This window comes from Oceaniradius stylonematis, assembly GCF_003149475.2.
In the GTDB taxonomy this organism is placed as follows: Bacteria; Pseudomonadota; Alphaproteobacteria; order Rhizobiales; family Rhizobiaceae; genus Roseitalea; species Roseitalea stylonematis.
In genome coordinates, this window is sequence record NZ_QFWV02000007.1 from 255511 (window position 1) to 269127 (window position 13617).

The 13617-nt window shown below is 64.6% G+C and carries 13 protein-coding genes; 6 read left to right on the forward strand and 7 right to left on the reverse strand.

Annotation, left to right across the window (positions count from 1 at the left end; all coding sequences use genetic code 11):
• The first annotated feature begins 82 nt into the window (after positions 1-82).
• Positions 83-1222 (forward strand): pyridoxal phosphate-dependent aminotransferase, encoded by a 1140-nt coding sequence (locus DEM25_RS12275; protein ID WP_196780367.1) that lies wholly within the window; start codon positions 83-85, stop codon positions 1220-1222.
• Positions 1223-1309: 87 nt separating this feature from the next.
• Here the strand turns inward: DEM25_RS12275 and DEM25_RS12280 are convergent, their stop codons facing one another.
• Positions 1310-3907 (reverse strand): Rne/Rng family ribonuclease, encoded by a 2598-nt coding sequence (locus tag DEM25_RS12280; RefSeq protein WP_109766027.1) that lies wholly within the window; start codon positions 3905-3907, stop codon positions 1310-1312.
• Positions 3908-4591: 684 nt separating this feature from the next.
• Here DEM25_RS12280 and DEM25_RS12285 point away from each other — a divergent pair.
• Positions 4592-5335, forward strand: coding sequence for a helix-turn-helix transcriptional regulator (locus DEM25_RS12285; RefSeq protein ID WP_109766029.1), 744 nt, complete (start codon positions 4592-4594; stop codon positions 5333-5335).
• A 21-nt stretch (positions 5336-5356) separates the two neighbouring features.
• The gene (locus DEM25_RS12290) at positions 5357-5812 is read left to right on the forward strand and encodes a PAS domain-containing protein (RefSeq protein WP_109766030.1); all 456 of its coding nucleotides are present in this window, start codon (positions 5357-5359) and stop codon (positions 5810-5812) included.
• A gap of 18 nt (positions 5813-5830) precedes the next feature.
• Here the strand turns inward: DEM25_RS12290 and DEM25_RS12295 are convergent, their stop codons facing one another.
• From DEM25_RS12295 to motA, 6 genes are read right to left on the reverse strand one after another with little or no spacing between them, the layout of a single operon-like run.
• The gene (locus DEM25_RS12295) at positions 5831-6283 is read right to left on the reverse strand and encodes a BspJ family T4SS effector nucleomodulin (protein ID WP_120222731.1); all 453 of its coding nucleotides are present in this window, start codon (positions 6281-6283) and stop codon (positions 5831-5833) included.
• Positions 6284-6288: 5 nt separating this feature from the next.
• Complete coding sequence (locus DEM25_RS12300; protein ID WP_109766032.1) at positions 6289-7353, reverse strand: EscU/YscU/HrcU family type III secretion system export apparatus switch protein; 1065 nt, start codon at positions 7351-7353, stop codon at positions 6289-6291.
• A 17-nt stretch (positions 7354-7370) separates the two neighbouring features.
• Entirely contained in the window at positions 7371-8369 is a 999-nt protein-coding gene (locus DEM25_RS12305; RefSeq protein WP_109766033.1) for a FliG C-terminal domain-containing protein, read from the reverse strand.
• Positions 8370-8391: 22 nt separating this feature from the next.
• The gene (locus tag DEM25_RS12310) at positions 8392-8772 is read right to left on the reverse strand and encodes a FliM/FliN family flagellar motor C-terminal domain-containing protein (RefSeq protein WP_158585256.1); all 381 of its coding nucleotides are present in this window, start codon (positions 8770-8772) and stop codon (positions 8392-8394) included.
• Position 8773: 1 nt separating this feature from the next.
• Complete coding sequence (locus tag DEM25_RS12315) at positions 8774-9718, reverse strand: FliM/FliN family flagellar motor C-terminal domain-containing protein (RefSeq protein ID WP_109766035.1); 945 nt, start codon at positions 9716-9718, stop codon at positions 8774-8776.
• Entirely contained in the window at positions 9715-10584 is an 870-nt protein-coding gene (motA, locus tag DEM25_RS12320) for a flagellar motor stator protein MotA (protein WP_109766036.1), read from the reverse strand. Before motA ends, DEM25_RS12315 begins: the two co-directional genes overlap by 4 nt.
• Before the next feature lie 158 nt (positions 10585-10742).
• Here motA and DEM25_RS12325 point away from each other — a divergent pair, with 158 nt between their 5' ends.
• The 3 genes from DEM25_RS12325 to DEM25_RS12335 are packed head-to-tail and all read left to right on the forward strand — an operon-like array spanning position 10743 to position 13612.
• Entirely contained in the window at positions 10743-11528 is a 786-nt protein-coding gene (locus DEM25_RS12325; protein ID WP_109766183.1) for a DUF1217 domain-containing protein, read from the forward strand.
• Positions 11529-11538: 10 nt separating this feature from the next.
• Positions 11539-12270, forward strand: coding sequence for a flagellar basal-body rod protein FlgF (flgF, locus tag DEM25_RS12330; RefSeq protein ID WP_109766037.1), 732 nt, complete (start codon positions 11539-11541; stop codon positions 12268-12270).
• Positions 12254-13612: a FliI/YscN family ATPase gene (locus DEM25_RS12335; RefSeq protein ID WP_109766038.1), complete on the forward strand. Its 1359-nt coding sequence runs from the start codon at positions 12254-12256 to the stop codon at positions 13610-13612. The genes flgF and DEM25_RS12335 overlap by 17 nt, the downstream gene beginning before the upstream one ends.
• Positions 13613-13617 lie beyond the last annotated feature (5 nt).

Genomic DNA, 13617 nt, shown 5'->3' on the forward strand with positions numbered 1-13617 from the left:
ACCGCCGTTTGCGCATCAATAACAGCGAAAACATGGCGGTTCACGTGAATTTCAATAGCCCGCATCAAGGTTCGGTGCACCCATGATCCGGATATCGCAGCGCGGCACGGTCGCCCCCTTTTACGCCATGGACGTGCTGGCCGAAGCCAACCGTCTGGCGGCCGAAGGCAAGCCGGTCCTGTCTCTGGCGGTGGGCCAGCCGGGCGCGCAGGCGCCCGAAGCGGTGCGCAGGGCCGCCGCGAACGCGGCCATTACGGCGCGTTTGGGCTACACGGACGCGCTGGGCCGGCTCGAAACCCGTCAGGCCATTTCGGACCATTATCGCGACCAGTACGGCATCGCCGTCCCGGCAAGCCGGATCGCCGTCACCACCGGCTCTTCGGCGGGCTTCTCGCTGGCCTTTCTCGCGCTGTCGGAGCCGGGCGGCCGTGTCGCCATAGCCTCGCCCGGCTATCCCGCCTATCGCAACATCATCAAGGCGCTGTCGCTCGAAGCGGTCGAACTGCCGATGAAGGATGGCGATTTCGATCTCGATGCGCTGCTTGCCGCCCATGCGGAAAAACCGATCGACGTGCTGCTGCTGGCCAGTCCTGCCAACCCCACCGGCGCGGTGATCCAACGCGATGCGCTGGGCGGGATCGTCGAAGCGTGCCGCGATGCCGGCATCGCCTTCATCTCCGACGAGATCTATCACCGGCTTCGCTACACCGGCGACGATGTCACCGCGCTCGCCTTCGGCGACGATGCGGTCGTCATCAACTCGTTCTCCAAATATTACTGCATGACGGGCTGGCGCATCGGCTGGATGGTGCTGCCCGAAGCGCTTGTGCGCCCGGTCGAGCGGCTGGCCCAGAGCCTTTACATATGCGCGCCTGACCTGTCGCAGATCGCCGCGGCACGGGCCTTTGCGTGCACTGACGATTACGAAGCGATCAAGCAGGGCTATGAGGCCAACCGCAAGCTGTTGCTGGAGCGATTGCCGAAGATGGGCATCGGCTTTGCCGCGCAGCCGGACGGGGCGTTCTATGCCTGGTGCGACGTCTCGCGGCACACCAACGATTCAATGGATTTCGCGCGCCGCATGCTTGCTGAAATCCACGTGGCGGCGACACCTGGCGCCGACTTCGACCTGTTCGAGGGCGAGCGGCACATGCGGTTTTCCTACGCCGGCCCGACCGAAGCGATTGCCGAGGCGCTGGACCGGATCGAGGCCTGGCTCTAGATCGCCGATAGGACCGTCCAGGAAGGAAAAACCGCGCTCAACCAGTGGGTTGGCGCGGTTTTCGGAATCGGAAGCGCAGGCCCGCGATCAGAAGAAGCTCTTGCCGCGCGCCCACCATCCGGCCCGCTTGGGCTTTTCGTCGTCCGACTTGTCCGTTTCGGATACGACGACCGGTTCCACATCGAGATTGAGATTGGCGGCTGTCGCCCGCTTGCGCGCAGGCGTTTCTTCCGCTTCGCTCCCCGATGCCGCATCGCCGTCGGCGTCGTCATTGGCCGGCGCCGGCACATCCTCGGCAGTGACCGAGCTGCCCTCCGGGGCGCTGTCGACGGCTTCGACGACATCGGCGGCCTGTGTTGGCTCGCCAGCCTGCTCGGCGACCGGTACGCTTTCCTGTGATGTTTCCGGCGCATCGGATTCCGTGTCGGTGTCCTGACGCGCTTCGGCACTTGCCTGTTCTTCGGTCTTGCTATGCGCTTCGGCAGCGATCAGGTCGGCCAGCGGCCCGACCGGTTCGGCATCCGGAATGCGCGGGCCGCGGTCGCGCCGGTTGCGACCGCCGCGGCGGCCCCTGGACCGCCGCTTGCGCCGCCGCCCGCCCGATTGCTCGTCGTCATCCTCGCCGTCGTCGGCGGCGTCCGCACGGCTTTCGGCACCGTCGTCCTCACCGTCCTTGTCGCGTCCGCGACGGCCGCGCCGTCGCTTGCGGCGCGGACGGTCCTCGTCTTCTTCGTCCGTGGTCTCGACCTCGACGTCGACCGCTGCAACCGCGTCCTCATCGTCGTCTTCGTCAAGACCGATGCCGATGGCCGGGCTTTCGATCTTCGGCAGATCGGAAATCGCGCCCTTTTCGATGGCGAACATCTCCGCGCCGATGTCATCGTCCATCTCGATGGTGATCTTGACGCCGAACCGGCCTTCCATCTCGACCAGCGTGTCGCGCTTGTTGTTGAGAACGTAGAGCGCCGTCGCCGCCTGGGTCCGCACCGTCACATGGTGCTTGGAGTTTTTCAAAAGATGCTCTTCCAGCGACCGGATCACATGCAGCGCCACCGATTGCGGCGAGCGCACATAGCCGGTGCCGTTGCAGGCCGGGCACACCGACATCGTGCTTTCCAGAACCGAGGCGCGCATCCGCTGGCGGCTCATCTCCAGAAGGCCGAAATGCGAGATGCGGCCGACCTGGATGCGGGCCCGGTCGTGCTTGAGGCAATCCTTGAGTTTCTTTTCCACCGCCCGGTTGTTGCGGTTCTCGTCCATGTCGATGAAGTCGATGACGATCAGGCCGGCAAGGTCGCGCAGGCGCAGCTGCCGCGCCACTTCCTCGGCCGCTTCCAGGTTCGTGGCGAGCGCGGTCTCCTCGATCGAGTGCTCGCGGGTCGACTTGCCGGAGTTGACGTCGATGGCGACCAGCGCCTCGGTCTGGTTGATGATGATGTAGCCGCCCGACTTGAGCGTCACCTGCGGCTGGATCAGCTTGTCGAGCTGCGCTTCGATGCCCGTGCGCGCCAGGATCGGCGCGGTTTCGCGCCACGGCTTGACCGCCTTTGCCTGGCTCGGCATCAGCATCTTCATGAAGTCCTTGGCTTCACGATAGCCGTCTTCGCCGGCGACGATGATCTCGTCGATGTCCTTGTTGTAGAGATCGCGGATCGACCGCTTGATCAGGCTGCCTTCCTCGTAGACCAGCGAGGGTGCGCTCGACGACAGCGTCAAGTCGCGCACATTGTCCCAGAGCCGCATCAGATAGTCGTAGTCGCGCTCGATCTCGGCCTGGGTGCGGTTGGCACCCGCCGTGCGCAGGATGACGCCCATGCCCTTGGGCACATCGAGCTTGCGGACAAGGTCCTTCAGCCGCTTGCGGTCGGACACGGTGGTGATCTTGCGCGAAATGCCGCCGCCGCGCGCCGTGTTCGGCATCAGCACGGAATAGCGGCCGGCCAGCGACAGATAGGTGGTCAGCGCCGCGCCCTTGTTGCCGCGCTCTTCCTTGACGACCTGCACCAGAATCACCTGGCGCCGCTTGATCACTTCCTGGATCTTGTACTGGCGTCGCGAGGGACGTCGGCGCGGGCGGCTCTCCTCGAGCGCATCGTCTTCGCCGACATCCTCGAAATCGCTGTCCTCGTCATCGCCGTCATCGGAGGCCGCGGCATCTTCCGAGACGGTATCGCCATTGTCTGCGCGTGCGGCCCGCGCATCGCCGCCATCCTCATCCTCATCCTCGTCGTCGAGTGCGGCGAGGATGTCGTCCATCGCAACCGGCTCGGCGTCCGGCACCTGTGTCTCGCGGCGTTGGGACTTCCCGTTTCGACGCCCCCGGCCGCGGCGCCGGCGGCCCTTGCGGCCGCGTCCATTGTCGCCATCGTCCTCATCGTCGTCGAAATCGGTTTCGGCCTGCGCGGCTTCTTCGTCGAGCAGGGCCTGCCGGTCGGCGAGCGGAATTTGGTAGTAGTCGGGATGGATTTCCGAAAAGGCGAGAAAGCCGTGGCGGTTGCCGCCATAATCGACGAACGCGGCCTGCAGCGAGGGTTCGACGCGCGTCACCTTCGCCAGATAGATGTTGCCGCGTATTTGTTTCTTGTGCTGGGATTCGAAGTCGAATTCTTCGAGGCGGTTACCTTTGACGACGACTGCGCGTGTTTCCTCCGGGTGGGAGGAATCGATGATCATTCTGTTTGACATAAGTTTTGTATCCGCCGGGCGGAGCGGCAAGCCGGCACGCCCTTTCGGGGTCGGCCGAGGTTGGCAGTGCACGCGGTGCAGGGACGGAACGGCATTCGCCGACCGTGCGCCCTTTGCCCGGATTTCTGTTAGTGGCCGTCCGCTGGCGCTCCGCCTCACGCCGCGCCGGGGCGATGTGCCCCGTAACGGGCGGGCGGTGCGAAAATGTCGAATGTCTCAACGACATGGCGGTCAGCAATTTACCAAACGGGGTCCGCCTTCGGGCGAACCGTGACATGCGCTTCAAGCATGAAGCGGGAAACAGCGAAGCGGTTTCCGAACAAACCTCGGCGGCGGCAATTGCGACGCGTCGGCAATTCTCTGTTGCGGAAGCGGCACATTCATCGTGCGCCGAACCGCTTTGTACAAGTTAGGTTTTTGCCATTGGAACCGCAAGCAGTTTTATTCTGGCACGGCCATCCGGCAGCTCCCACGCAGGAGTTCGGCAATGTCAAAAACGACACTCGGGCATGTCGCACACAGCACATGCCCTTGCATATCAGATCGATTAGCCACATATGCCGGCGGTCCGCGATGTGCATCCGAGACGGCTGAACAACTGCCCTTGGGACATCATCGACAGCGCGCTGCCATCCATCACCCACGACGTTTTGAGCGCGCGCTCAACCTGATTCGAAAATTGCAATGCCACGCTCCGCAACGCCAACGCTCGACGATACCAGAAACAGCTACCGCGAACGGGTTGCGCTGTGCACGACGACCTACGACCTGTTGCGCCTGGTCCGTGAAGTCGCCGCCGAACACGATTTCAAGTTCTTCGCGATTGCCCCGCTGCCGTCGGCGAAGGACGAAAAGCTTGCGCCGCTTGCCGTCTTGACCAACTGGCCCGAGGAGCTTCTGCGGCGTTACGACGAGTTGGAATTGCTCAAGGACAGCCCGATTTTCGGTGCGTTGCGGGCAAGCACCAAGCCCGTCGTCTGGTCCAACCGAGCCGGTGCCCGCCATTCGATCAAGGGCCATCCCCGCGAAATCCAGGACATGTTCTGTTCGTTCGGCATGTATGAGGGCGTGCATTTCAGCGTCCAGGAACCTGGCGGCAAGCGGGGTGCCGTCGGCTTTTCCGGCGACCGACCGCCGCCGGGCGAGGCCGAAATGGCCGAGCTGAACTTCGCCGCAAATTTGATCTACGAGCGCCTGCTGGAGTTGGACAAGGGTTCCAAACCGCAGAAGACGCAAAAGCTCAGCCAACGCGAAGGCGAGTGCCTGATGTGGACGGCGTCGGGCAAGACGAGCGCGGAGATCGCCATCATCCTGAAGCTGTCCGAGCACACGGTGAACCATTATCTGACGGCCGCATGCCAGAAACTGGGCGCCACCAATCGTGCCCATGCCGTCTACAAGGCCATGCGCGCGGGTTATCTGGACTGACGGGCCAGGGGGAGGAGACAAATGGACCAACCGCTGCAATTTGCCGTTCATGACGGTCCGCGACCGGCACAGCCCATGGAGCACGTGACCGTCGACGGATCGACGATCCTCGAAGTGCTGGCCCAGTTCGAGCCGTTCGGTCTGTGGCGCATGGATCTGGATACCGGACTGGTCTACTGGACCCGCGACATCTACGAGATCCACGAGATCCCCTACCGGGACGGCCCCGTCAACGTGAAGATGGCGATCGACGCCTATCACCCGGATGACCGCGGTCTGGTGGTCGATTGCCTCGAAGACGTCGTGGCGCGCAAATCCGGATTTCATTTCGTTCTGCGCATCGCGACCGCCGATGGGCGCTACAAGAAGGTCAAGGCGGTCGGCAAGTTCCACGTCAACGAAGACGGGCGCGAGGAACTGATCGGTACGTTCCAGGAAGACCCCGGTGGGGTGCGCGGCGTGGTGATCAAGCAGTAGCGCGACGTGTCTGCCCGATCACGAAAGGGCAGGGGGCGGCCCCGGCGTATGACCGGGCGAGAAGCTGTTGCAATGGAACGCGCGCTCCATCGTCGCCCGGCTGGCCTTGTGCAGACGCACGGCAGGGGCGCCCGAACCCAGATGCTGGAGTTCGATCGCCGCGTGATCGTCGCGGATGATCAGCCGGACGCGGGCTTCAAAGCGCGCAGCGGCAATGCTCACCCCGAGCGATACGCTCGGGCGTTCCCCCCAGTCCAGCGACAGGCCGCTGTCCCGGTCGTAGTGAATGAAGCCGGGCGCGAAATGCAGTTCCGCCGCCGCGGCAACGATCTCGGCCATGTTTGCCTCGCGGCCATTGATCACATGGTCGGCAAAAGTCGCCAGGTCGGTCAGCCGCAACTCGTCCAGAAGCGGCCGCAGGTGCCTGGCCAATACCTGTTCCAGCGCCATGTGATGCGGGTCGGTCAGCATCGCCGTCACGCCTTCTTCTTGTTCAGGTAGACGATGATCTCGGCCACCGCCTCGAAGAATTCCGGCGGGATCGTCTGATCGATGCCGACCGCCTTGTACATGGCCCGCGTCAGCGGCGGGTTTTCGTGCACCATCACCTCGTTCTCGGCGGCGATTTCCTTGATGCGCTGGGCGATCAGGTCCTGGCCCTTGGCCACCACGACCGGCGCGGGGTCGGTCGGCGGGTTGTAGCGCAGCGCGATCGCGTAGTGGGTCGGGTTCGTCAGCACCAGCGTCGCGTTCGGGACCGCGCCCATCATCCGCTTGCGTGCCCGCTCGCGCGCGACCGACTGCATGCGCGCCTTCATCAGCGGGTCACCCTCGGCCTGCTTGTGCTCGTCGCGGATCTCCTTGTGCGACATGCGCAGATCCTTGAGCCATTCGCGGTTGGTCCACAAAAGGTCGGCCACCGCGATCACGGCCATGGCCAGAACCATGGTGAACAAAAGCCCGAACAGGATGCGTGCCACCTGCGCCAGAAAGATCTCGGAACTGGTGATCGGCCCTTCTGCGAGCACCGGCATGATTCCGCCGGCAAAGGCCACCACACAGCCGCCGGTAAAGGCAATCTTGGCCAGCACCTTGAAGAATTCGGCCCAGCCCTTGGCGCCGAACATGCGCTCGAAGCCCTTCTTCAGCGAAATGCGCGACAGTTCGGGCTTGATGCGCTTGAAGACGATGCGCGGCGGGTTCTGCGCGAACGATCCGGCGAGACCCGCAAAGGCGAGCCCGAGCAGCACCGGCGCCAGAATGACCATGGTGACCTCGAAGTAGCGGGTCATGACGGTCATCGTGTCGGCGGTGGTCGCCAGGGAATACTGGCCGGCCCGGTCGAGCAGGATCTCGAGCTGGGTCTTCAGGTTCGCCGTCAGCGCGTTTGACGCAAAGCCGATGATCGCGGTGATCGCGGTCAGCGTGAACAGGACCGGCAGTTCCTTGGAGAAGGCAGTCTGCCCCTTTTCGATGGCATCCTGCTTCTTCTTCTCGGTCGGTTCCTCGGTTTTGCTGTCCTTGTCGTCCTCATCGGCCATGGCCGGTCACCATGCCGTCAGTCGCGCTTGGGCAGCGCGATGCGGCCCTCGGAGGCCAGCTTCATGGCGAGTTGGGCGATCGACTTGCGCGCATCCTCGATCGCCGCCGGCGTGTCCTGCCCGCCGCCCGACAGTTCGGATTCGATCATCTTGCGCGCCCGCTGGCTGATCGAGGACAGAACGGCCTCCTTGAGGTCACCATCGGCACCGCGCAATGCGCGCACAAGTAGGTCGCTCGGCAGTCCGTCGACCACCAGCGTACGGGCGCCGGCTTCCAGCAGCACCAGGTCGTCGAACCGGAACAGCCGCGATTCCAGCGCGGCCAGCTTCTTGGGATCGATCGATTCCCGCACCTTCTTCATCAGTGTCTCGCTGGCATCCTTCTGCATCGCGTTCATGATCTCGGCGACCCGCATGGGTGCTTCGTCGCTGCCGCCTGCATTCCCCTTGGCATCCAGCTTGAAGTCCTTGACCAGCGCGTGACCGACATGGGCCAGCCGTTCGCCCGGTATGTCACGCGCGGTCATCATCGCCGTCACGATGGGCGTCTGCCGTTCGTCGGGCATCGATTCGAGAACGCCGGCCGCCTTGGCCGGAGGAAGTTGCGCCATCAGCGCGGCGACGAGCTGCGGCGGTTCGCTGGCCAGCCGGCCGACGAGCACCTCATCGTCGACCGTGGCGATCAACTCCCAGGGCGACTTTTTCGGCTCCGCCGGCTTGGCGGGCTCGCCGGGCGCCTCCGGTTCGTCCTCGGGCAGCGAATCGTCCATGATCGCGTTGATCGCGTCGCGGCTGTCGATGATGCCCGATCCCTCGACGAATGCCGCCTCGAACTCGCTGACCAGCGCATCGACGTCGGTCTGCGGCAGGTTCTTGAGCGTGTGGCCCGCATCGATCATGCGGCGCAGTTCATCGCCCTTGAAGTATTTCAGCAATTGCTTGGCACGCGGCTTGCCCATCGCGATCAGCACGGCGGCCGCCTTCTGCGACGTGGACAATGTGTAACGCTGCTGCATGATCTGCTAAGCCCCGGTCAAGTCAGGCAAACACGTTGGTGACCTTGAAGGCGAACCGGTCCGGCTCTTCCTCGGACACCTGCATCTGTCCGGTGGCGACCTTGACCCCGTTGACGAAGATGTCGATGGGATCGCCGACCCGGCTGTCGAGCGGGATGGTCGTACCCTTCTGAAGGGCGTTCAGTTCGGCAACGGACAGTTCGGCGCGACCGATGACGGCCTGCACCTCGAGCGGGATCTCACGCAGCGTGCGCGAAAGGCCCGCGGTCGTTGCCTCATTGTCCTTGTCGACCACGTCCTGCAGGTCGTTGATCGCCTTTTCGAGCGCGTCGTCCGGGTCCAGCTTCGTTTCGTCTTCGGCCTCGACGAACGCGATATGTTCTTCTTCGGCGGCATCGGCCATGTCATTGACCCCCTTTGATCGTGTGTTGGTGGGCATGCGCGCGCAGGGCGGCGGCGATCGGCGCGATCGGCCCCTGGATGCGCACGGCGTTGGCGTGGCCGACCCGGCCGATCTGCGTCGTGAACAGATCGCGGCCCTTGGCACGCAGGACGGCATCTCCGCCGGCGGCGGGCGCGCTTTCTATCACATCGCCCGGCTTGAGCCGCGCAACCTCGGCCAGCGTCATTTCCGCCAGCGGCAGGATCACCTCCACGGCGAGATCGAAATCGGGCACCTTGAACTCGTGGCGCTGGTTCGCGTGCGCCGCGCGCGCTTCGTCGGCGGCAAGCGTGGCCGAAAGGTCGATCAGAAGCCGGTGCGGCACGTCCAGCCAGCACCATGCACGGTTGACGCCGAACGTGATCGAAAAGGACAGCGTCGCAACCGCGTCGCCTGTCTCGTCGATCAATGCGGGATCGTCGCCGCGATAGATGTCGACCCGTCCGAACCCGAGCAGCGGCCGGTCGGTCTGCCGCGTCTGCCCGGCGGCGACCGCCAGCGAATGCAGAACGCCGATCTCAAGCTGCGAAATCTCTCCTGCCGATGGCGGCATGTCCGCTTCCGGGTCGCAGCCCAGAAGCGCGCCGTTGACGAGGCCGGCCGCCTGCCGGTCCAGATGCAGGGCCAGCCGGCACCGTTCCTCGGGATAGTAGAATGTGAAGCCGGCGGTTTCGGCGTTTCCGGCGGGGGGCTTGCCGGGCCGCGACGGGTCGCTCATCGTCTCGAACGCCATCACCAGATCGGGCGACAGCGTCTGCATGCGCGCCGTCATGTGCGCCTGGAACGCCGTTCCCAGGCGCTTGATGACGTTCTTCAGCCCGTCTTCGCTGACGCGCTTGCGCAAGATGCGGTCGGCAACGTCGCGGTCCTCCGGCGCCAGATCATATCTGTGCGCGAGCGTACTCACGCCGCCTGGGCCTCATTGGCGCGCCCGGCCTCTTCCTCGACCTCCTCCAGCGAAGGCCGGTAGTAGGCCGAAATCGTCTTGCGGCCGAACTCCAGCGCCACCTGCGGCATCGAGCCGTTCATGTATGCGATCAGCGTCTGCTTGGCGACATAGTAGAGCCGGATGCCCTTTTCGCGCACGCCCTTGACCTTGGTCGCAATCGGCCCGACCACCGCATAGGCAAGGAAGATGCCCAGAAAGCTGCCGACGAGCGCCGCCGCGATCAGTCCGCCGAGGATCTCCGGGCTCTGGTCGATGGCGCCCATCGCCTTGATCACGCCCAGGATCGCCGCGACGATGCCGATCGCAGGCAGTCCGTCCGACGAATTCTGCAGGGCCTGGTAAGGCTTGAGCTTGTCGCCCTTGATGGTCGCGATTTCCTCTTCCATCAATGCTTCAACCTCGTGTGGGCGCGCATTTCCGACAATGATCAGCCGCACATAGTCGCAGATGAAATTGGTCAGATCCTCCCGCTCGAGAACCGCCGGGTACTCGGCAAATATGTCTGATTCCTCCGGATTGTCGATATGCCCCTCGACCTCGTTGCGCGGCTTGGTCTTCAATTCGCGCATCAGCCGGTGGAGCAGCCCGAGCAGTTCCAGATAATCGTCGCTTCCAGGCACCTTGTTGGTCAGCGCTTCCATGATCGCCTTGCCGGTGTCCTTGATCGACGACATCGTGTTGGCGACGATGAAGATGCCGACTGCCGCGCCGACGATGATGACCACCTCGAAGGGCTGCCAGAGCACTTTGACGTAGCCGCCCATGGCCATGTAGCCGCCCAGCACGCAGCCGAAGGTTACAACCAGACCGATGATGATGCCCACGGGGAACTCCTCTTGAGGTTAACCAAAAGCTAAGCCGCAAACCTTGCATGAACCTGTGCTGGCGGCGCGCCTCCAGATGGCACGCGCGCGGGCGCGAGCGGAAAGGTTCGCGCAAGAAGTCTGCGTTAGCCTGCGCCAGTCATGGGCAAGGTGCGGGCATGAATACAACGCTGGTTTCGCTCAATCTGATCACGCGCGACATGGGTGCCAGCATCGAGCGGCTGGAATCGCGCGCCGATATCCAGCGCGAGGTCGACTACTACAACGAGACGATCGGGACGATCAAAACGCCCGAACAGCTCGTCGGCGACACGCGGCTGTTCAACTTTGCCATGAAAGCGCACGGGCTTGAGGACATGGCCTACGCCAAGGCCTTCATGCTCAAGGTTCTCAAGGAGGGGCGCGACGCGGACGACGCTTTTGCCAACACGCTGGCCGATCCCCGCTATCGCGATTTCGCCGACACGTTCGACTTTGCCCGGCACGGCGAGACGGCGACGATCTTCACCAAGGCGCAGCAGGGTGTGATCGACAAATATCTCGTCCAGACGCTCGAGACCGAAGCGGGCGAAACCGACCAGGGCGTCCGGCTCGCGCTCTACTTCCAGCGCAAGGCGCCGCAGATCAGTTCCTATTTCGACATTCTGGCCGACCCGGCCCTGAGTCAGGTGGTGCGCACCGCCCTCAGCATTCCCCAGGAAACGGCGGCCATCGACATCGACAAGCAGGCCGCCATGATGGCCGACCGGCTGCCGCTGTCCGATCTCAAGGATCCCGAAAAGCTCGACGAGCTGGTCGAGCGTTTCGCCAATCTCTGGCAGGTCCAGAATGGCGGGACCCAGGGCGGCATTCCGCCCGGTTCGCCGGCACAGCTGCTGATGCCGGCCAGTCCGATGGGCATCTCGGCCGACCTGATGCTGCAGATCGCGCAACTGAGGCGATAGGAGCAGTGCGATGAATGATGGCTTGACGGTTGGCCTGTCCGCCCAGTTGGCGCTGGAAAAGCGCCTGACGACGATCGCATCCAACATCGCCAACACGCGCACGGTCGGCTTCCGCGCCGCCGAGGTGAAGTTCGAGGATCTGATAGCGCGCCAGCGGGTCATCGAGGGCGTCAACACGGTGGCCTATGCCTCCGACGGGGCCGAATTCGCCAACACCGGGTCGGGCGCTCTCGAAAAGACCGGTTCGCCGCTTGATTTCGCCATCAATGGCGATGCCTGGTTCGCGCTGGAAACCCCCGCAGGCATCGCCGTCACCCGCGACGGACGTTTCACGGTCCGTGGCGACGGTGCCGTCGTCTCGCTGGCCGGCCACGCCGTGCTCGATCCCGGCGGCGCGCCGCTCGAGGTCAATCCGGACGGAGGCCGTCTCGATGTCGGCGCCGACGGCTTCATCCGCCAGGACGGCAATCAGGTCGGCGCCCTGGGCGTGTTCGCCTATCAGCCCGGCGCGGACTTCGTCCGCCATGGCTATTCCGGCATTCTGGTCGAGGGCGATCCCCAGCCCGTCGTCGATGCGCCCGATGTGACCATCGTCCAGGGCTATGTCGAGCAGTCCAATGTCGATCCGGTCGAGGAACTGACGCAGCTGATCATGGTGCAGCGCAGCTTCGAGAACGCCAATGCGATGATCCGCGACACCGAAGACTCCATGAAAAAGCTGATCGATGCATTCCACCGCTGATCGCGCTCCCGTCGATCTCGACACGCTGGTCGCCGGGCTCAAGGCCTTGCCGGACCAAGACGCGCTGGTGGCGCATGGCGGCATCGTCACCGCCGTCAGGCCCGACGCCGTGGTGGTCGAAGGCCTGCCGCGCACGGCCTGCATCGGCGACATCGTCCGCTTCGGTCCGGCCGCCCGCCGCGCGCTGGGCGAAATCCTGCACATCGAGGCGGGCGAATTCGTCGTTGCGCCCGTTACCCCGCTCGACCGGCTCTCGGTCGGCGATGTCGCGCTGCATGCCGGCGATGTGGCGCCGGTGCCCGATGCGGGCTGGCTCGGCCGCGTCGTCAACGCGCTCGGCGAGCCGGTCGACCGGCGCGGGCCGTTGCCGTCCGGACGGGCCGCGGCGCCCTTCGTGCCGTTCGGCGCGCTCGGCCGCGCGCGCGTCACCGAACCCTTCAGCACCGGCATCCGGGTCATCGACCTGTTCACGCCGCTTTGCATCGGTCAGCGGTTCGGCATCTTTGCCGGCAGCGGCGTCGGCAAGTCCACGCTTTTGTCGATGCTGGCGCGCGGCGGCGAATTCGACGCCGTGGTCGTCGCGCTGGTCGGCGAACGGTCGCGCGAGGTGCGCGAATTCGTCGAGGACACGCTGGGTGAGGAGACGATGGCGAAATCGCTGATCGTCGTCGCGACCGGCGATGAAAGCGCGATCATGCGACGCCGCGCCGCGCCGCTGGCGATGCGGTTCGCCGAGGCGCTGCGCGACCAGGGCAAGCGCGTCCTGTTCCTGCTCGATTCCGTCACCCGCTTCGCTCACGCGCTGCGCGAGACGGGGATTTCCGCAGGCCAGCCGCCGGTGCAGCGCGGCTACCCGGCGACCGTCTTTTCCGAACTGCCGATGCTGCTCGAACGGGCCGGGCCGGGCGGCGACAATGGCGGCTCGATCACCGCGATCGTAACGGTTCTGATCGATGGCGATGACCACAATGATCCCATCGCCGACACGGTGCGCGGCATTCTGGACGGGCATCTGGTTTTGGAACGGGCGATCGCCGACGGCGGCCGCTACCCGCCGGTCAACGCGCTCGCATCGATCTCGCGGCTGGCGGCCCGCGTCTGGAAACCGCAGGAGGCCGAGCTGGTTGCCGGTCTCCGGGCGATGATGGCGCGCTTTGAGGAAACCCGCGATCTGCGGCTTCTGGGCGGCTGGAAGCCGGGCAACGATCCGCAGCTCGATCAAGCTGTTACCACCGTGCCCCAACTCTACAAGGCGTTGAACCAGACGCCGTCCGATCCGCTGTCGACCGATCCGTTTGCCGAACTTGCTGAGGTGATGCGCAATGAAGCCAGCCGATCGTAAGCCCC

What these genes read in the sequence shown, in the direction of transcription:
- DEM25_RS12275 (WP_196780367.1), top strand. Translation starts at nt 83, where the DNA reads ATGATCCGGATATCGCAGCGCGGCACGGTCGCCCCCTTTTACGCCATG.
- DEM25_RS12280 (WP_109766027.1), bottom strand. Translation starts at nt 3,907, where the DNA reads ATGTCAAACAGAATGATCATCGATTCCTCCCACCCGGAGGAAACACGC.
- DEM25_RS12285 (WP_109766029.1), top strand. Translation starts at nt 4,592, where the DNA reads ATGCCACGCTCCGCAACGCCAACGCTCGACGATACCAGAAACAGCTAC.
- DEM25_RS12290 (WP_109766030.1), top strand. Translation starts at nt 5,357, where the DNA reads ATGGACCAACCGCTGCAATTTGCCGTTCATGACGGTCCGCGACCGGCA.
- DEM25_RS12295 (WP_120222731.1), bottom strand. Translation starts at nt 6,283, where the DNA reads ATGCTGACCGACCCGCATCACATGGCGCTGGAACAGGTATTGGCCAGG.
- DEM25_RS12300 (WP_109766032.1), bottom strand. Translation starts at nt 7,353, where the DNA reads ATGGCCGATGAGGACGACAAGGACAGCAAAACCGAGGAACCGACCGAG.
- DEM25_RS12305 (WP_109766033.1), bottom strand. Translation starts at nt 8,369, where the DNA reads ATGCAGCAGCGTTACACATTGTCCACGTCGCAGAAGGCGGCCGCCGTG.
- DEM25_RS12310 (WP_158585256.1), bottom strand. Translation starts at nt 8,772, where the DNA reads ATGGCCGATGCCGCCGAAGAAGAACATATCGCGTTCGTCGAGGCCGAA.
- DEM25_RS12325 (WP_109766183.1), top strand. Translation starts at nt 10,743, where the DNA reads ATGAATACAACGCTGGTTTCGCTCAATCTGATCACGCGCGACATGGGT.
- flgF (WP_109766037.1), top strand. Translation starts at nt 11,539, where the DNA reads ATGAATGATGGCTTGACGGTTGGCCTGTCCGCCCAGTTGGCGCTGGAA.
- DEM25_RS12335 (WP_109766038.1), top strand. Translation starts at nt 12,254, where the DNA reads ATGCATTCCACCGCTGATCGCGCTCCCGTCGATCTCGACACGCTGGTC.